This window comes from Nocardioides sp. Root682 (genome assembly GCF_001427795.1).
Lineage (GTDB): Bacteria > Actinomycetota > Actinomycetes > Propionibacteriales > Nocardioidaceae > Nocardioides.
In genome coordinates, this window is record NZ_LMHJ01000001.1 from 1745652 (window position 1) to 1763672 (window position 18021).

General features: G+C 69.7%; 20 protein-coding genes. 7 read left to right on the plus strand and 13 right to left on the minus strand.

Features of this window, described 5'->3' with window-relative positions:
- Positions 1–6: 6 nt before the first annotated feature.
- The 6 genes from ASD84_RS08290 to ASD84_RS08310 all read right to left on the minus strand — a co-directional run bounded on the left by ASD84_RS08290 (position 7) and on the right by ASD84_RS08310 (position 4389).
- Positions 7–474, minus strand: a complete 468-nt coding sequence (locus ASD84_RS08290) for a DUF4395 domain-containing protein (RefSeq protein WP_056708945.1) — start codon at positions 472–474, stop codon at positions 7–9.
- Positions 474–959, minus strand: coding sequence for a TlpA family protein disulfide reductase (locus ASD84_RS08295; protein ID WP_056708947.1), 486 nt, complete (start codon positions 957–959; stop codon positions 474–476). The genes ASD84_RS08290 and ASD84_RS08295 overlap by 1 nt, the downstream gene beginning before the upstream one ends.
- A 95-nt stretch (positions 960–1054) precedes the next feature.
- Positions 1055–1363 carry a DUF1416 domain-containing protein gene (locus tag ASD84_RS08300; RefSeq protein ID WP_056708950.1) on the minus strand — a complete coding sequence of 103 codons (309 nt, stop codon included), beginning with the start codon at positions 1361–1363 and terminating at the stop codon, positions 1055–1057.
- Positions 1363–2211, minus strand: a complete 849-nt coding sequence (locus ASD84_RS08305) for a sulfurtransferase (protein WP_056708953.1) — start codon at positions 2209–2211, stop codon at positions 1363–1365. Before ASD84_RS08305 ends, ASD84_RS08300 begins: the two co-directional genes overlap by 1 nt.
- Before the next feature lie 194 nt (positions 2212–2405).
- Entirely contained in the window at positions 2406–2537 is a 132-nt protein-coding gene (locus tag ASD84_RS26165; protein ID WP_414858590.1) for a putative leader peptide, read from the minus strand.
- 28 nt (positions 2538–2565) lie between these two features.
- Positions 2566–4389, minus strand: coding sequence for a DUF4012 domain-containing protein (locus ASD84_RS08310; RefSeq protein ID WP_056708956.1), 1824 nt, complete (start codon positions 4387–4389; stop codon positions 2566–2568).
- Positions 4390–4507: 118 nt separating this feature from the next.
- Between ASD84_RS08310 and ASD84_RS08315 the strand changes: the two genes are divergently transcribed.
- The gene (locus ASD84_RS08315; RefSeq protein WP_268788460.1) at positions 4508–5944 is read left to right on the plus strand and encodes a polysaccharide biosynthesis tyrosine autokinase; all 1437 of its coding nucleotides are present in this window, start codon (positions 4508–4510) and stop codon (positions 5942–5944) included.
- Here ASD84_RS08315 and ASD84_RS08320 read toward each other — a convergent pair whose 3' ends face one another.
- From ASD84_RS08320 to ASD84_RS08335, 4 genes are all read right to left on the minus strand, one after another.
- Complete coding sequence (locus tag ASD84_RS08320) at positions 5945–6712, minus strand: class I SAM-dependent methyltransferase (protein WP_156391667.1); 768 nt, start codon at positions 6710–6712, stop codon at positions 5945–5947. It abuts the gene before it with no gap.
- A gap of 81 nt (positions 6713–6793) precedes the next feature.
- Positions 6794–8047: a glycosyltransferase family 61 protein gene (locus ASD84_RS08325; RefSeq protein ID WP_056708964.1), complete on the minus strand. Its 1254-nt coding sequence runs from the start codon at positions 8045–8047 to the stop codon at positions 6794–6796.
- The gene (locus ASD84_RS08330; RefSeq protein WP_082573223.1) at positions 8044–9087 is read right to left on the minus strand and encodes a glycosyltransferase; all 1044 of its coding nucleotides are present in this window, start codon (positions 9085–9087) and stop codon (positions 8044–8046) included. Before ASD84_RS08330 ends, ASD84_RS08325 begins: the two co-directional genes overlap by 4 nt.
- Entirely contained in the window at positions 9080–10093 is a 1014-nt protein-coding gene (locus ASD84_RS08335; RefSeq protein WP_056708969.1) for a glycosyltransferase, read from the minus strand. The genes ASD84_RS08330 and ASD84_RS08335 overlap by 8 nt, the downstream gene beginning before the upstream one ends.
- Positions 10094–10200: 107 nt before the next feature.
- On the opposite strand from ASD84_RS08335, the gene ASD84_RS08340 reads away from it, so the two are divergent.
- Positions 10201–11274 carry a putative sugar O-methyltransferase gene (locus ASD84_RS08340; RefSeq protein ID WP_156391673.1) on the plus strand — a complete coding sequence of 358 codons (1074 nt, stop codon included), beginning with the start codon at positions 10201–10203 and terminating at the stop codon, positions 11272–11274.
- A gap of 22 nt (positions 11275–11296) precedes the next feature.
- Here ASD84_RS08340 and ASD84_RS08345 read toward each other — a convergent pair whose 3' ends face one another.
- Complete coding sequence (locus tag ASD84_RS08345; protein WP_056708973.1) at positions 11297–12061, minus strand: methyltransferase domain-containing protein; 765 nt, start codon at positions 12059–12061, stop codon at positions 11297–11299.
- Between the two features lie 23 nt (positions 12062–12084).
- Positions 12085–12975, minus strand: coding sequence for an FkbM family methyltransferase (locus ASD84_RS08350; RefSeq protein WP_162251505.1), 891 nt, complete (start codon positions 12973–12975; stop codon positions 12085–12087).
- Positions 12976–13052: 77 nt separating this feature from the next.
- On the opposite strand from ASD84_RS08350, the gene ASD84_RS08355 reads away from it, so the two are divergent.
- Positions 13053–14129 carry a class I SAM-dependent methyltransferase gene (locus ASD84_RS08355; RefSeq protein WP_056708978.1) on the plus strand — a complete coding sequence of 359 codons (1077 nt, stop codon included), beginning with the start codon at positions 13053–13055 and terminating at the stop codon, positions 14127–14129.
- Positions 14130–14174: 45 nt separating this feature from the next.
- Here the strand turns inward: ASD84_RS08355 and ASD84_RS08360 are convergent, their stop codons facing one another.
- Positions 14175–15236 (minus strand): sulfotransferase family protein, encoded by a 1062-nt coding sequence (locus tag ASD84_RS08360; protein ID WP_156391677.1) that lies wholly within the window; start codon positions 15234–15236, stop codon positions 14175–14177.
- 140 nt (positions 15237–15376) lie between these two features.
- Between ASD84_RS08360 and ASD84_RS08365 the strand changes: the two genes are divergently transcribed.
- The 4 genes from ASD84_RS08365 to ASD84_RS08380 all read left to right on the plus strand — a co-directional run bounded on the left by ASD84_RS08365 (position 15377) and on the right by ASD84_RS08380 (position 18016).
- Positions 15377–16051 carry an acyltransferase gene (locus ASD84_RS08365; protein ID WP_056708985.1) on the plus strand — a complete coding sequence of 225 codons (675 nt, stop codon included), beginning with the start codon at positions 15377–15379 and terminating at the stop codon, positions 16049–16051.
- An 81-nt stretch (positions 16052–16132) separates the two neighbouring features.
- A complete protein-coding gene (locus tag ASD84_RS08370; protein WP_162251506.1) occupies positions 16133–16399 on the plus strand; it encodes a phosphopantetheine-binding protein in 267 nt (88 codons plus the stop codon).
- Positions 16396–17136 (plus strand): SDR family NAD(P)-dependent oxidoreductase, encoded by a 741-nt coding sequence (locus ASD84_RS08375; RefSeq protein ID WP_056708991.1) that lies wholly within the window; start codon positions 16396–16398, stop codon positions 17134–17136. Before ASD84_RS08370 ends, ASD84_RS08375 begins: the two co-directional genes overlap by 4 nt.
- A gap of 37 nt (positions 17137–17173) precedes the next feature.
- A complete protein-coding gene (locus tag ASD84_RS08380) occupies positions 17174–18016 on the plus strand; it encodes an SAM-dependent methyltransferase (RefSeq protein WP_056708993.1) in 843 nt (280 codons plus the stop codon).
- Positions 18017–18021 lie beyond the last annotated feature (5 nt).

Consider the following 18021-nt stretch of genomic DNA (forward strand, 5'->3'; position numbering starts at 1 on the left):
GCTGAATCAGGCCGTACGACGGGTCAGGCGCAGGCCGAGCAGGTACATCTCGCAGCCCAGGCAGAACGCGAACACCGCGTTGAGGAACGCCGCGATCACGGCGAAGCCGGCGAACACCTGACCGAGCAGCACCGCACCGGTGGCGAACCCGATCGTCGCACCGATCGCGAACACCAGTCCGACGGCCTGGGCGAAGCGCGGCGGCGTGGGGTCCTCGAGCTCTGTCGGCAGCGAGAGGCGCGGCCTGATCAGGCTGCGGAACAACAGACCGGTCGGCGTCTTCTGCACGCCCAGTCCGGCCCCGATCGCGAAGAACACCGCCTGCACGCCGGTGATGACGGCCGCGACGCCCGGCGCGGACTCCGAGAGCAGCAGCGCCACCGCGAAGATCACGAGAGTCACGGAGGCGGTGAACCGCGGGCCCCGCGGATCGATGCCCTGGCCAGTGGTACGCAGGTCGGTCGTGCTGGTCATCAGTTCTCCGGGTGGGTGGCGGGGAGTGCGGCGAGCACCTGCTCGCGGCGGGGTGCACCGGCGGCCCGGGTGAGCTCGTTGCCGGCAGCGTCGAGGATCAGGGTGGTCGGCGTACGACGGATGTCGAGTGCCCGGACCAGTGCGAGATGTTCCTCCGCGTCGATCTCCAGGTGCGCCACGCCGTCGTACCGGTCCGCGACATCGGCAAGGACGACGCGGGTCGTGCGACAGGGGGCGCAGAACGCGCTGGAGAACTGCACGAGGGTGGCCTGCTGGCCCAGCTCGGCGGTCGGGAGGGCAGCCGTGACCGAGGACCACGCGGTGGCGTCTCGAGACGCGGCCGGTTCCTCGCCGCTGCTCGACGACCCTGTGGGCTCCCGGTCGTCGAAGCGGTCGTCGAAGCGGCCGTCGACGCGTCGCCGGCGCAGGCCGAAGGCCACCGCCACGACGACGGCGACCACGAGGATCAACAGACCGGGGTTCACAACAGGCTCCAACGCCGACGGCGGCTCCCGGATTCCGGGAGCCGCCGTCGGGTTTCGAGGCTCGCTGACGCTCGCACCTCAACCACCGGGTCGAATCAGATGTTGATCTGGACCTCGGCGACCGAACCGGTCGCCGCCCGGACGACCCGGTCGACCGGGTCGGCCTTCGGGGCCAGGGTGCGCAGCGTCCACTCGCCGTCGCCGGCGAAGAACCGGAAGTGGCCCGTCGCGGAGGTCGGGACCTCGGCGGTGAACTCGCCACTCTTGTCGAGCAGGCGGACGTAGGCACCGGACACCGGGGTGGCCTCGTCGCCCGCGCCGCGCAGGACCTGGCCCTGGATGACGGCCTCCTTGGCGACGTTCACGCCGTCAAGGGAGAGGCCGCCCACCTTCGCGCCGCACATCAGGCGACACCCGGCTCGTCACCGAGAGCGATCGGAACGCCGACGAGGGAGCCGTACTCGGTCCACGAGCCGTCGTAGTTCTTGACGTTCTTCTTGCCGAGCAGCTCCTGCAGCACGAACCAGGTCAGCGAGGAGCGCTCACCGATGCGGCACAGGGCGATGGTGTCGAGCGACTCGTCGAAGCCGACCTCGGCGTAGAGCGCCTGCAGGTCCGCCTCGGACTTGAAGGTGCCGTCGTCGTTGGCGTTCTTGCTCCAGGGCACGTTCACCGAGGTGGGGACGTGGCCGGCGCGCTGCGACTGCTCCTGCGGGAGGTGGGCCGGCGCGAGGAGGCGGCCGGCGTACTCGTCGGGGCTGCGCACGTCGACGAGGTTCTGCACGCCGATCGCGGCCACGACCTCGTCACGGAACGCACGGATCGCGGTGTTCTGCTCCTGCGCGACGTAGGTGGTCGCGGCGCGGGTCGGCAGCTCGTCGGTCAGCTCGCGGCTGTCGAGCTCCCACTTCTTGCGGCCACCGTCCATGAGCTTGACGTCGTTGTGGCCGTAGAGGGTGAAGTACCAGTACGCGTAGGCAGCGAACCAGTTGTTGTTGCCGCCGTAGAGGATCACCGTGTCGTCGTTGGAGACGCCGCGGGCCGACAGGAGGGCCTCGAACTGCTCCTTGTTGACGAAGTCGCGACGGACCTGGTCCTGGAGGTCGGTGGTCCAGTCGAGCTTGATCGCGCCGGCGATGTGGCCCTTGTCGTAGGCGGTGGTGTCCTCGTCGACCTCGATGAGAACGACGTTCGGGGTGTTGAGGTTGTCCTCAACCCACTGGGTGGAGACGAGCGAGTTCTCGCGGCTCATGGCTGATTCCTTCTGGTGGTTGCGATGTGAGGCGGAAGTGCGAATGACTGGCTGTACGGCGGTACGCCGGGGAGGCGGGGCCCTGGGCAGGACACGCCGGGGCTGCGTGAGTACGGCGGCGCCCGGCCATGCTCCGTCATCGAAAGGACGGGCGAATGGACGGGCCCTGAACGCTCAGGCTCGGAAGGGCCCCGTCAGCAGGGTCGACACAGTGCCGAGCTGACGCGGCAGTTGTCCACCGCGCGCCGCTTGGTCAGCAGCAGGATTGTCGACATGGAGAGGAGCGTATGCGCATTCCGGTCACCACCACACGCGACGTCTCTCATCGTGAGATCCGCATCCAGATAGTGAGATTCAGCGGATCCGGCAGGCGGAGTTGACGGTCCCGTTGGAGCTGCCCACGAAGGCGCCCGGGGTGACCGCGAGCTCGACGTCACCCTCCTGGTCCGGACCGCTGCGCATCACGAAGTCGAGGCGATGGCGGTCCTGCGGCTCGAGCTCCACCCCGATCCGCGCGAGCGATCGCCCGGCAAGCTTCTCGATCACCGGATTCACCACCCGTTGTCCGTCGATCGACAACGAGATGATCTCGCCGCCGACGGGCGACGTCACGTAGACCACCAGCAGCTGGTCTCCCGGCTCGACGCGGACCCCGGGGAAACCCTTGCCCGTGATCGAGGGCGGAAGGTCCTCCGCATCGGCCGGGGTGTCGCTGTGGAAGCTGATCGAACCGGCCAGGTCCTGGCGGCCGTCGATGCAGGACCGGGGAACCACCTCGGCGTCGTACTTCAGGTAGTACTGCAGCTTGGTCGGACCACCGTCGTTGATGTAGATGCCCACATGGGGCTGGTCGTCGGCCTCGTCGGAGAACTCACCCGCGATCGTGGTGCCGGCGATCTCGGACTGGTTCTCGGGCTCGAAGCTGTGCATCCGGATCCGGCCCTCCATCACCCCGGCGACCAGCCCACGGATCGACTCGGCCGTGTCGCCGCGGCCGGCCGTGAAGGCGTCGAAGACCGCCTCGGAGACGGCCTGCTGGTAGTCGCTGTGGACGTCCCGGTCGTTGGTGATCCGGTAGACCTCGTTCTCCACCGCCCCCACGACGCTGTCGGCATCGACCGGTGGGTAGCCGGGCACGGGGACCGGCCCGGTGCCGCGCAGGAGGTAGGACACCGCGACCGGGTCGATGAAGAACATGCCGTCGAGGCGCCCGCCGATCTCGCGTTCCCAGCGGGCCCGGATGATCTCGGCCGACCGGACGAAGTCAGGGGTCAACGTGGCGTCCACCGCCGCGATGCCCAGGATCCGACCGAAGATGCGGGTCTCCTCGGGCGTCAGCTTCACGACCGGAGCGAGGTTCTGCCCGATGTCGGCCATGTCGGTCTGTTCGACGATGTCGACCTTCCCGTCCTTCATCCGGACCAGCGAGAGGGCACCGGGCAGGCCACCACCGCTGCGCAGCTCGGCGTTGTTCTGCAGCACCATCAGGTAGTAGCGGGCCCGGTCGGTTCCCATCATTCGCGGGATGATGCGGGCCGCGCGGTACGTCGACCCGAGCGTCGTCTGCGCATCGGTCACCAGGTCCCGCAACTGGTCGTAGCGTCCCTTGATCGGGCCGAGGAAGTGTCTCGAGTCGACTTCGTCGAGGGCACTGGCCGCGCTGCCGAACGCGGCCTCGCTCTGCTCGGCCGGGGCGACCATCCCCTCGATCCGGTCGACCGGGAAGACACCGTCGACGGGCTGGAAGGAGTCCGCCTGCACCAGGTCCGCAGCGTCTGCCACCGGCGGCAGGCCGTCGCGGCCGATGTCGGCCAGCACCTTCGAGACGACGGAGATGCCCTCTGCGTCGTCGCCGAGAAGGGGCACCAGCTCGAAGGCGGACCAGGTCGGGCCCGACGTGCGGGACTCGGCGGTCTCGGCGGCGTCCTTGAACCGCTCAGCCGCTTCACGCACACCCTTGGCATCACCGCGGATCGCGGCGGCACGCAGGATCTCCCCCTGCTGCTCGACCTCGCGCAACTGCTGGGCGGCGGACCAGGCGACCCAGATCGACCAGAGCACGGCGAGGCCCAGCAGCCCGACCCCGATCAGCACCGGCTTGCGACGGGCGATCTTGCGGATCTTCCTGCGGGCCCGCTGCCAGCGGGTGCCATGACGACGACGGACCTCAGGCGACACGACACCGCCGAATCGCCATCTGAAACCCCTTCGCGCGCACCCCGCATCCGACCGCCGTGCGGCCAGCCTAACCGGACCCGGACACCGTCCACGTAGGATCACGCACGGTGTTGCCAGAGTGCATCCTCACAGCAAGGGCGAGGTCTTGGATTTCAAGCAGTTTCTGATGGTGTTGCGTCGTCGCTGGATGAGCGTCGTCGCACTCGTTCTCGTGGCCGTGGCCGCGAGCGCTGCCATCACCTTCACCCGTACCCCCGTCTACGAGTCGAAGTCGCAGGTCTTCCTCACCGTTGACGTTCGCGACACGACCGACGCCTACGCCGCTCTGCTGTTCGCGTCCAACCGCGCCGCGTCGTACGCCGACCTCGCCTCCAGCACGCAGCTCTCCGAGCGGGTGATCCGCCAGCTCGACCTGCCCGTGACCGCGACCGGCCTGGCCTCGCGGATCAGCGCGGAGGTCGTCGAGAGCACCTCGCTCATCCAGATCCGGGTGGTCGACGAGGACCCGCAGGAGGCCCAGAAGATCGCGGACGTCACCACGACCGAGTTCACCAAGTACGTCGCCGAGCTGGAGACGCCGGGCGGCGGTTCCGACTCCCAGATCCTCGCGCAGATCACCGACGAGGCGACCCTCAACACCTCGCAGGTCAGCCCCAACGTCGCGCTGAACCTCGGCGTCGCGTTCCTGATCGGCCTGCTGGTCGGCGTTGCCCTCGCCCTGGCCCGGGAGATCCTCGACCGCACCATCCGCACGGCCGACCACGTCGCCGAGCTCACCGAGTCGCCGGTCCTGGCCAGCATCGGCTTCGACGGCGACATCAAGTCCGCGCCGCTGCTGACCGACCTCGGCGGCTTCGCAGCACGCACCGAGGCGTTCCGCCTCCTGCGGACCAACCTGCAGTTCATCGACCTCGACCACCAGCCGCGTTGCATCGTGATCACCAGCGCCGTGCCCGGCGAGGGCAAGACGATGACGTCGACGAACCTCGCCGTCGCGCTGGCCCAGACCGGCCGCAACACGCTGATCATCGACGCCGACCTCCGCCGTCCCCGCGTGGCCAGCACGCTCGGGCTCGACCCGGCCATCGGCCTGACGACCGCACTGGTCGGCAAGACCGAGATCCACGACGCGATCCAGGTCCACGAGGCCAGCGGGCTGCACGTGCTCGCCAGCGGCGCCAAGCCGCCGAACCCGACCGAGATCCTCCAGTCGAAGATCACCCAGGACCTGATCAAGCGCCTGCGGTCGTCGTACGACATGGTCATCATCGATGCCCCGCCGCTACTGCCCGTGGCCGACGCGTCGGTCCTCGCGAAGCTGGCCGACGGCGTCATCATCGTCGTGCGCCACGGCCGGACGACCAAGGACCAGGTCAACGAGGCGATCAACCGCCTCGGCCAGGTCGGAGGCCGCCTCTACGGCGTCGTGGTCAACATGGTCGCCAAGCGTGCGGTCGGCTCGTACTACTACTACTACTACGAGGAGTCGAGCCCGTCCGGACGCCAGGCGACCGGCAAGGCCTCGTCCTCGTTGAGCGGGCGCCGGAAGGCCTGATCAGGCCTTCTTGACGAAGATCATCAGCGTCGGCGCCAGTCGCGGCGGGGTGAGCCGGTCCACGAGCTGCGCGACCCGCCAGGCCGGCGCTGCGTGGCCGAAGTACGTCGGCTCCGAGGCGTGCCCGTAGACGACCAGCTCGTTCGGCTCGGGGAAGAGCCGCGCCAGGTGCTTGCGGGTGTTCATGCTGTAGCGGACCGGGAAGACGTCCTCGGCCTTGCGCTCCGGCTGGAGCCGCTTCAGCACACGGGTGTGGAGGTCGTTGGGCACCGCACGGGCGCCCAGTCCGATCACGCCCCACTTGTTGGGTGTGCGCGCGGCCAGCCAGCCGCCGGGCTTGAGCACCCGGAGCAGCTCCCCCGCCACCCGCTCCGCGTCCTCTCGGGCGACGTGCTCGAGGACGTGGTCGGCGAGGACCACGTCGAACGACGCGTCCTCGAAGGAGAGGTCGTCGCCCGGTGAGATCACCTGGGCGGACGCGAGGGTCGGGTTCTCCAGGACCACGGGGTCGACGTCGACGCCGCAGACCTGGTCCACCCGCTCGTGGAAGGCGCGCAGCCGCTTGTGCAGGGCCGGCAGCGGCTCGGTCGCCCACAGGCCGCGACCGGCTCCGAAGTCGAGCACCCGGCTGTCGGCCTCGAGCAGTGCGTTCACCCGCGTGTAGAACTCGATGAATCCGTCGTGGCGCGTGTAACCGCCCGCGCGCACCTCGGGGTAGAGGCGGCTCAGGGTCGCGCCGGGTCGGAAGGTGTCGTCCGGTTCAGTCATCTGCTTGCCTTCACTGATCACGGCGCACCACGAGTGCGCATTCGGGTCGAGAATAGGTCGTGCCGGGCATGGGCCGGGCGGTCATGCGGTTTCACCGGCCAACAGTGCGTCCACCGCGGCGAGCACTCGCGCCGGCTGGATCGAGACGTCGTCGAGGACCCCGGCGTTGGGGCCTCTCTGCCCGCTGCCACCGCTGCCACCGTCGCCGATGAGGTAGCGGTAGTCCGCACCGACCGCCTGGCAGATCGCCCACAGCCCGAGGTGGACGTAGCTGCCCGCGAACATCTCGATGACCTTCACACCGGGCTCGCTGAAGGTCAGGTTCGTGAGCGCCGCGCCGTGCGGGGAGACGACGATCTCGGCCGCGTGGAAGAGGTCGATCTGCTCCTGCACGGAGTGCTGCCCGGGATCCACCATCCTGAATCCCCGGCGTTCGAGGTGGGGCCACAGCTCGGCCTCCTCGATGTAGCGCCGGGTGCGCGGGACGTCGCCCCGGGTCACGTAGAGGCGCAGGGGCCCCTCGGCGCCGGCGTCCTTGCTCGGCCGAAGTCGAGCGCGCAGCCAGGCCACGGAAGCCGGTGGCGCCTGCAGCGCCCAGTTGGGATTGCTCGGCACCAGCAGCCGGTCGGCGGAGATCGTCTTGCCGCGCTCGGGCTGGATCAGCGTCCCGGTCACACCGGCCAGCTCGAGGAGCTGGCGCTGGTAGCGGGTCTTGTGCGGCACGATCACGACATCGGGCCGTTCGCCGGGCAGGCAGTCCTCGAGCACCGCCAGCCGGGCGATCGCGTCGTACAGGAAGTGGTAGTAGTTCTCGGCCGTGCCCCGCGTGGTCAGGCTCAGCGCGGTGCCGGCGACGTGCTCGACCGGGCCCAGCGTGGGCCGGAGGAAGATCGGGTGCTCACGCCAGTCGAAGACACCGAAGTAGGTGCTCGTCTCGTGGTCGAGCACCTTCCCCGGAGTGGTGGTCGCGCCGTAGTCGCCGGTGAGCCGCCCGCCCTTGATCTCGAGGGTGAAGGTCGCTGGCACCGTGACGGCCGGCACGTCCGGAGTCGGCTCGGTCGCGGCGTGCACCGCCTCGAACAGCCAATAGTGCGCTGGTTCACCCGACGTGACCGGACGGACCAGCCGCTCCTCCGGTCGCCCGGGGTGCAGCACGACGGCGCCGGGCTCCCGGGCCGCCGTCTCCGTTGCGTGGTACGTCGCGCGCCGTGGCACGCCGCGCGCGCCGAGCAGCGGCGAGATCGCGCGGAACAGGTGGCCCAGCAGGCGCGTCGCGACGAGGTGGAGCCGCTTGAACAGCGGCCACCAGGGCCGCAACCACGAGGGCAGCGTCACCGGGCCACCAGCCGTCGTACGACGGCCCACACCGGCCGGAAGCGCACGATGCGACCGATGATCACGCGCATCCACAGTGGCTTGATGATCCGCTTGACCGCCCGCGACAGCCGGCCGTCGATCTGCAGCAGGACCAGCTCGAGCTCGGCCTCCGCCTGCTCGTTGAGCGCGACCTCTGCCGGATGGACCAGCGGGAAGGTCATGGCACTGGCCGGCATCGGCTCGCGAGCCGTGTGGGTGTGGGTGGCGTCCGGGCCGAATCCGTCGTTCTCCACCAGGTTCAGCGAGGGGGTGATCGACAGGCCACGCTCCGACATGATCGTCACCCACCAGTGGTGGTCCCAGCCGCGGAGGTCGCCGTTGACCTCCCCCGCCACCTGGGTGAAGTGGCGCAGGGCGGCCTCGGTCACCAAGGCGTCCGGATGCGGCAGGACCGGCGTCGGGCGGACCGCGTCAGCAGTGCGGGGGTCGTGGCCGACCCGCTCCTCCGCTCCCGCGTGGTCGCGCGGGAAGACGGCCCGGTGCGCGTGCCAGCGGTCGGCCCAGGTCGCCCAACCCCAGACGCTGGCCCACGTGGTGAACGCATAGCTGGCACCACCGAACATCCCGCGGGGGACGCCCTTGTTGTCGCCGGCGACCTGCCACACGACCGGCTGGTCGGCGTACCTGTCGAGCAGCTCGACGCAGAAGTCGAAGAACGTCGGGTGAGGGACACAGTCGTCCTCCAGGACGATGGCCCGGTCGACCTGCCCGAACACCCAGTCCAGGCCGAGCTCGATGTTGGCCTCGAGCCCGAGGTTGCCCTCGGCAAAGCGGGTGTGGACGCGGCCCGGCCACGCCGCCGTGCTCAGCACCTCGCGCACCTCGGCGCAGCGTGACGCGTCGTCGGGATGGGTCGACCGGGGCCCGTCGACGACGAGGAAGACCTCCTCCGGCTGCGCTGCCAGCACCGCCTCGACGGTGCGCCGCACCACCGCAGGTCGGTTGAAGGCCACGATCACGACCGGGGTGCCCAGCGTGGTTCTCGACGGTTCAGGCACGACGGCCCTTCTCTCGCAGTTGGCTGGCGACGCGGTGGGCGGTCGCTCCGGCCCGGCTGTTGACAGCGGTCCGCGCCACCCGGCGCAGGCGCGGCGAGCGGACCAGGCGGCGGGCGATCGTCGCGGCCCGGCCCCCGACGCGGCTCAGCACGAGCTCGAGCTCGTGCTCCACCGCGGGGTTCAACGCCACCTCCGCCGGATGACGCAACGGGAACGACAGCTCCTCCGGAGCGTGGTCACGCTTGCCCTCGGCGACGCCGTGCGTGGCGTCCTCGCCCCATCCGATGTTCTCGACGAGGTTCGACGAAGGCGAGATCGCCAGCTTGTCGAGCGTCATCATCGTCAGCCACCAGTGCTTGTCCCATCCGTGGGTCACCGTGTCGAGCGACGTGGCCGCCTCGGCGAAGTGCTGCTGGCCCGAACGGGTGACCAGGAGGCCCGGCCGCGGTTCGGCGGCCATCGTGCGCACCGGGGCGTCCCCGTCGCGGTGGTCGCGAGGGAACACCTCCCGGTGGCGCTGCCAGCGGTCGGCCCACGTCGCCCAGCCCCAGACACTCGCCCAGGCGGTGAACGCATAGCTGTCGCCCCGGAACAGGCGGTCCGGGACGCCGAGACCGCTGCCCGAGACCTGCCACACCCTCGGCTCGTCGCGGTAGCGCTCCAGCAGCTCGTCGGCGTAGCGGAAGAACGACGGGGTCGCCTCGCAGTCGTCCTCGAGCACGATCGCGCGGTCGGTCCGTGAGAACACCCAGTCCAGGCCGAGCTCGACATTGGCCTCGAGACCGAGGTTGCGGTCGGCGTACCGGCGGTGGACCTCGCACGGCCAGTCGACCTGTTCCAGGACCGCGCGGGTGGCGGCGCACTTCTCGACGTCGTCGGGCCTGGCGTCCCTCGGGCCGTCGACCACGAGGTAGAGCTCCGTGGGTCGCGCGGCCCGGACCGCGGCCAGCGTGCGCTCGGTCAGGTGCGGCCGGTTGAAGGCGATCAGTGCCACGGGGGCGGTCATCAAGCAAGTCCTCGGGGTGGGCGTGATCGGGCATCGAGCCGTCGGTGGACGACATTCCACCAGATCTCGCATCCGTCCGCGCAGGAGTCCGGTTACAGTTGCCCACCGTGCCCCAGATTTCTGCTGACGCGCTCGTTGCCAAGGCCAAGCGCGCTAACCCCGAACTGGTCCGCGGCTGGCTTCGTCGCCATGCCAAGTCCAGCGCCGCCCGAGCCGGTTTCATGGTCAGCCGTATCGATGAGGAGGGGCGGCGCTACGTCGCGGTCACCCACAACGACGCGGTCAGCCTCCCGGCCGGCAGCGAGGCGGCCCTGCGCGGGGACAACCCGCGCCTGACCGCGCTGCAGGCGACCTACGACGGCCTCGACGTCGCAGCGGCGGTGCACACGCAGTGGCGCAAGTCGTTCCTCAACAAGAACCTCTCCCTGGCCTGGTTCCGCGGCGACAACGCCTACGTCTGGCAGTTCCGCCAGCTCGGCAACGCTGCTCGCCTGCGGATGTACCTCGCGATGCTCGACGTCCTCGAGCGCGACTCGCTCGGCCTGTTCGACAAGGTCACCGAGGACGGACTCTTCGGCGCCTTCACCTTCGAGTTCGGCGACCGCCCCGCGGTGAGCCGCGACCTGCTCGACAGCATCAACGAGATCAACTACCTCAACGACCAGACCGGTCTCGCCTCGATCAAGGGGCTGCGCGTCCTGGACATCGGCGCGGGTTACGGGCGCCTCGCCCATCGCATGTCGACGGCCCTCCCGAACCTCGAGGCCTACGACTGCATCGACGGCGTCGCCACGTCGACCTTCCTCTGCGAGTACTACACCGGCTTCCGCGAGCTGCCGTCCTCGGTCCGGGTGGTCCCGCTGGACCAGCACGAGACGCTCGGCGAGCGCTACGACGTGGCCGTCAACATCCACAGCTTCTCGGAGTGCTCGCTCGACGCGATCCGCTGGTGGCTCGACCGCATCGCCGAGCGCGACATCGAGTGGCTCCTGATCGTGCCGAACACCCCCGACGAGCTCCGCAGCACCGAGCTCGACGGCAGCATGAAGCCGTTCCGCCAGGACGTCCTCGACCGCGGCTACGAGCTGGTCGACGACCGGCCGATCCACCAGTCCGACGAGCTCCGCGAGCTGATCGACCTGCACGACCGGTTCTACCTGTTCCGCAAGAAGCAGGCCTGACGCCTCTGGTGGGTGACGCCGATCAGCGCTTCATGCTGGTCGGCGTCGCCATCCACGGGTGCACCCGGGCGAGGTCCTTGCGGATCGTCGCGCCGAAGATGTTCCCCTGGCGCGACGCGACCCGGTTGAGCATCCGCTGCCCCCGGGCGAACACCCGGCGCGCCTTCTGGTCGGACAGCCCCAGCCGCTCCTGGAGCACACGGGACGCCGCCCGCTCCGCGCCGAGGTTCCACTCCGTGTGGACCTCGATCGGTACGTCGTACGCCGGATCGTAGGCGGCGACGGCCTTGGCCAGCTCGCGCCGCGTCCATCGGTAGACGAAGTTGGGCACCCCGGTGCCGTCGACGCCGCCGGAGACGTAGTCCCCCGCGACGACGGCCTGCAGCTCGTGCCAGGACACGACGCCGGCGCGGGTGGCCAGCCGCATCGCCGCGGAGTCCTGGTTCTCGACGAACAGCACGGTCTTGCGCGCGATCCGGTACATCTCGTGCAGGGCCTCGTGCGGACGCGAGCAGTGGTGCAGGCCGGAGTGGCCCACGACGTGGTCGAAGCTGCCCGAGGGGTAGGGCATGTCGTGGGCGTCGACCGCCGCGCCCTCGATCGCGCTGCTCGGGCTGTCGGGAGCGATGTTGACGAACGTGCAGCTGGTCAGGCCGACCTCGGCGCAGACCTCCTCGTCGAAGGTGCCGGCGAACTGCACCAGCACCGAGTCGTCGACATGGATGACGCCACTGCGGAGATGCTCCCGCAGAAGCCTCGCGAAGGTGCTGGCTCCGGGTTCGGTCACGAGGAGGATGCTAGGCCGTCGCCTCAGAAGGTGGCGGAGACCGGCACGAGCTGGTCGAGGGCCGCGCGTCCAGCGGTGTCGTCGCCGTGCACGACGGCCACGTCCCAGTACGTCCGCGAGCGCGGGCGATCAACCGGTGCGCCCAGGCGCTCGGCCGGGACGATGACGTCCGTCGTCGTCGTACGAGCCAAGGGAACTCCCAGGTGGTCCCACACGGCGATGTCGGTGTAGCCGAGCTCGGCGAGCTGTCCCCAGATGGCGTAGGGGTCATTGCCGGCGAGGCGGGTGAGGTACGGGTCGTACTCGAAGAAGAGGACGGGCCGGGACTCTGCCCAGGTGCTGGCGATGGCCGGCACCAGGATGACCTCGTACCCGTCGGTGTCCGACTTCACCAGCCGCAGACTCTTGAAGTCGGGGAACTCCTCACGGAGCGATCCGGGCGAGACGGTCTTCATCGCGTCGGCGGCGTCACCGTCGGTGAAGCGCGTCGTGCCGCCAGTACGGACAGCCGTCTTCGCGCGCCCGTCGTCGACCGTCAGGAGCGCCTCGACGACGGAGATCCGGGCATCGCTGTCGACGTTGCGGTGGAGGAACTCGAGGTAGGCGGTGTCGGCCTCGATGCAGAGCACCTTTCCGTCGACCGCGTTCAGGATCTGCACCGCCGAGTCGCCCACGTTGGCACCGACGTCCAGCACCGTCAGCGGGTCGGACTGGGCGAGGAGGCGGGCCAGCTCGACGAGGTTCTGGCCGTACTGCGGTCCCCACGCGGCGTAGTCCGGCAACCGGTGCGACCACGGCAGCACCAGCTCGACGCCCTGCACGTGTCGGACGACAGGCCGGAACGGGAAACGGTCCCGCACCAACCAGCCGACACGTCGCTTCACGGTGGAGGCCACCGATCCCAGTCCTGTCACCTGCGGGATGTTAGGGCATCGGAGCCATTCCTGCGCCGCCGGGCGGTGCAAGCCCTGGGGCCTCTAGGATGACCCGCATGTCGGGTCAGGCAGCAAACACGACCACCACGGCCGCTCTCGATGCCGCTCGGTCCTACTACACACACGAGATCGAGCTCGGCGTCGATCGCTACCTCGGCGAGACGTCGACGGTCTGCCCGTGGTGCGGATCGGACCGTCTCCGGCACCGCACGACGTGCCGGGACCTGCGCCAGTTCAAGCCGGGCCGTTTCAACCTCGACGAGTGCCGCGACTGCAAGCACGTGTTCCAGAACCCCGCCCTGTCCGACGAGGGCCTGGGCTTCTACTACCGCGACACCTACGACGGCCTCAACGCCGAGCGCGCGGAGGCCAACCTCGGGTCCATGAGCGAGATCTACCGGGGTCGGGCGAGCACCGTGGCCGACCACCGTCCGGACCGCCCGCGCAGGTGGCTCGACGTCGGCACCGCCTCGGCCCACTTCCCGGCGGCGGCCGCCGAGCTGTTCCCCACCACCGTCTTCGACGGGCTCGACATGTCCGACGGAGTCCTGTCCGGCCACCGTGCCGGACGGATCCAGACCGCCCACCAGGGCCAGCTGCCGGAGCTCAGCGCCAGCCTGGCCGGTCAGTACGACCAGGTCAGCATGTTCCACTACCTCGAGCACACCCGGGACCCGCTGGCCGACCTCGACGCCGTGACCCAGGTCCTCACCGACGACGGCTGGCTCCTCATCGAGCAGCCGGACCCCCAGGCTCGCTCCGCGCGGCTGTTCGGCTCGTGGTGGGCAGGCTGGAACCAGCCCGAACACCTCCACATGATCACGCTCGACAACCTGACCTCGGCGCTCGAGGAGCGCGGCTTCGAGATCGTCGAGGTCGTCCACCGCGAGGCGCACATCCCGCTGGAGGCCTTCATCGTCCTGGCGACGCTGCTGAACCGCGTCGCCCCGGGCGAAGAGGTCCCGTGGCGCGACGGACGACCGCCCCGGTTCGCCGGTCTGCGCCGTCTCGTCGGCAAGGCGCTCTTCGCGCCCTTCGTGCCGGTGGCGCGCTTCGTCGACCGCGTGGTGCTGCCCCGCATGCTGCGCAGCTACCACGCCTACCGGATCCTGGCGCACAAGAAGGTCGCCTGAGCGACGCCGGGCTGGCTCAGCCGCGCACGAGACGACGAACGGTCGTCACAGGGACCAGGTCGCGAGCTCCATCCCCGTCAGCGCCCGCAGCCGGTCGACCTCTGGCTGGAGCGACTCTCGCAGGGCAGCCTCCGTCGCCTCGGAGAGCACCGGCCGCTCGATGAGCGCGCCCGTACGACGCCACGCAGCCTGACTCACGAACAGACGCGGACCGGCGGGAAGGCGCCGGACCGCACGGACCAGCGGGCCACGACGAAGGGCCATCAGCCAGCCCGGCAGTGCCCTCTTCTCCTCCAGCGTGTTGAACCGCCCGTACTCCTCCGCGGGCAGCGACAGGGGTGCCAGGTCGAGGAAGGTGAACACCCGGTCCATGGCGGCCGAGAGGTCGGTCGCGAGGTCGGCGAGGTCGAGCACCAGGACCTGGGACTTCGCAAAGCGCTCGAGGTACAGCGACAGCTGGGTCGCGTAGCGGCTGGACGCGACGAGGCCGTTGGTGGGTTCATCGGGATCGGCGAGCTCCTCCTCGATCGAGCGCGAGGCCGCGTTCCACTGCACCAGCTCGACGTACTCCGCGATGATCCGGTCGACGGGGTCACGCACCAGATAGATGATCCGGGCGTCGGGGACGAGGTCGGCCATCCGCCCGACCACACCGGGGTAGCAGGGTGCCTTGCTGTAGAACGGCGTCGACTCCAGACGGAACCGGGTGCCGGTCGCGAAGTGGGCCTGGTACTCCCCGATCCACTCGCTGCACCGGGGGTCCTGGAAGAAGCGCATCTCCTTCTCGGCCGATGCGCTGATCTCCGGGTGCACAGCGAGGTAGTTGTGCATGCTGGTGGTCCCGGCCTTGGTCGCGCCGACGACCACGAGGTTCGGAAGGCGGGACGGGTCGGGGACGACCGGCGTCCGGTCTCCGCGGACGACCCGGTTCCTCGGGGCGATCCGGACCGAACAGTTCGGACAGGCATCCAGGGATCCCTCGCCCTCACCCGTCGTCCATCCGGAGCGTCGAAGGCCTTCGAGGGTGTCGATGGTGAGCACCGGTGGCGTGCACAGGTCGCACTGCAGCGTCACCCGGTCGTGCGCCAGCCGCGCAAGGATCGTCATGAGCACTCGGCGATCGACAGGGGATCCACGGGTTCACTGGTCAGCTGACAGGCGTCCGGCACGCGAGCAGGATAGTGCTGCCTGTCACTGTGCAACCCTCCGGCGGGTACTCGCGTCCCGCCCTGTGTAGTCTCACGCGAGTGCGCCAGGCCCTCACGACGCTCGTCTTCCTCATGCCGCCCAGCGGCCTGAAGAACCGACTGCTCAACCTCCTCGGTCACCAGGTCCATCCGTTGGCACGGATCGGCATCAACGTCGTGCGAAGGGTGGGGCGCTTCGAGGTCGCCGAGGGCGCGCTCATCGCCCACTTCAACCTGTTCCGCGACCTTGCCCTCGTGCAGATGGGGCGCGGCGCCCGGATCATGATGTTCAACCAGATCCACGGCGACTCCGGCTACGAGCCGGGGGCCATCGACCACGGCACCCTGCGCACCCTGCGCATGGGCGCCCACTCCCACATCATCAGCCAGCACTACCTCGACTGCGGAGGCGGACTGCTGCTGGAGGACGACTGCTGGGTGACCGGGATCCGTACGACGGTCCTGACCCACGCCTTCGACCCCCACGAAGGCGGAATCGTGCTGGAGCCCGTGGTTCTCCGCAAGGGCGCAGTGGTCGCGACCTGTTGCACCATGCTGCCCGGTTCGGTGATCGGGGAGGGATCCCTGGTCGCGGCCGGGTCGACGACCTGGACCCGCCAGGAGGTCGCAGCCGAGTCCCTGGCAGGCGGCGTTCCTGCGCGTCGGCTCTCGGCGATGAAGATCTCGTCCTGGGTCTACCAACGAGCCCGCTACCAGGGCCCGGAAGCACTCTGAATCCCGGCGGCGGATCCCTTCTCGTGTGACCGCACAGGTCTCCTGATACGGTCCGCCCAATCTGCGATGGAGGTCTGGAACATGAACGACGTACAGGGCACGATCCTGGAGATCGTCGGGTCGCTGCTTGAGCGCGCCAACAAGGGCGACGTCGAGGTCACCCTCGACGCCCCGATCCACGGCGACGGGCTCGGCCTCGACTCGCTCGAGACGGCCGAGCTCTCGGCGCTTCTCGAGGACGAGTTCGGCACCGACCCGTTCGGCGCCGGCCTGATGCCGGAGAACATCTCCGAGATCGTCGCGTTCTACGCGACCGTCGAGGGTGCCGGGGAGTCTGCGCTCGCATGACCCAGCGGCCACGCACCATCCTCATCACCGGAGGCAGCAGGGGTCTGGGCGCGGGCATCGTGCAGTCGTTCCTCGACTCGGGCGACCGGGTCGCGACCTGCTCGCGCACCGCGACCGACGCCGTCCGCGCCTGGGAGAAGGACCCGGACCTCGAAGGCCGCTTCCTCTTCCAGGAAGCAGACCTGGCCGACCGGGCCCAGGCATCGGCCTTCGTGCGGACCGTTCTTGACCAGTGGGGATCGGTGGACGTGCTGGTCAACAACGCGGGCATCGCCCGCGACGGCGTGATCGCCCTGTTCTCCGACGAGGACAGCGACGCGGTCATCGACCTGAACCTCAAGGCGACGATCCACCTCACCCGCCTGGTCGTGCGCAACATGCTCGTCCACGGCGGCGGCCGGATCATCAACATCTCCTCGATCGTGGGCCTCACCGGCTACCGCGGCCTGGGCGTCTACAGCGCGACCAAGGCCGCGCTCGACGGCTTCTCCCGCGCGCTGGCCCGTGAGCTCGGATCCCGCAAGATCACGGTCAACAGCGTGGCCCCCGGCTACCTGCGCACCGAGATGAGCCACGGCCTCGACGAGGAGCAGCTCAACCAGATCGTCCGGCGCACACCGGCCGGTCGGCTGGGTGAGCCCGACGACATCGCACGTGCCATCCAGTTCCTCGTCGACGAACGCAACGACTGGCTCACCGGACAGGTGATCGTCGTCGACGGTGGCCTGACCTGTTGACCTGCCGCTCGACGGCCAGCACCCCCCAGAGGACGTCATGACGGACCAGTCCTACCAGCCGGCGGACCACTACGACCGGGTGACCCAGGCATGGCGCCTGCTCCTCGGCGCCGAGCTGCACTACGGCGTCTTCGCCGACCCCGCGGAGCCGCTCGACGACGCGACGCGGCGGCTGACCCAGCTGATGATCGACGGCGCGCGCTTCGAGCCCGGCAACCGCGTGCTCGACGTCGGCTGCGGCACGGGGGCCCAGGCACGTCACAACGCGCAGGCCTTCGGGGTCGACGTCGTCGGCATCACGACCAGCGGTGTGGGCGTCGACCTCGCCCGTGAGCTCACCGCCGGCGAAGGCTTCACCGAGCACGTCACTTTCGAGCAGCGCGACGGCACCGACAACGAGTTCCCCGACGCGTCGTTCGACCGCGTCTGGATCCTGGAGTCCTCGCACCTCATGCGCGAGCGCGAGCGGCTCGTGTCCGAGGCCGTGCGCGTGCTGCGCCCCGGCGGGCGCCTCGTGTGGTGCGACCTGGTCCGGCACCGGACCATCCCGTTCCTGGAGCTGCGCGACCGACGCGAGGACTTCGCAACCCTCCGCACGGCGTTCGGCGACGCCCGGATGGAGCCGCTGGCGTCGTACCAGGGCTGGTTCGAGGACGCGGGCCTGGTGGTCGAACAGGCCGAGGACCTGACCGACGCCACGCTGCCGACCTTCCAGGCCTGGCGCGACAATGCGGCGCTCCACCACGACGAAGCCGTCGAGGCGCTCGGGCTCGACGCCCTACGGGCCTTCGAACGCAGCGCGGACATCCTCGAGGGACTGTGGCGCGACGGCACCTTCGGCTACGGCCTGATCGCCGCTTCCAAGCCGGCCCGAACCTAGAGGCG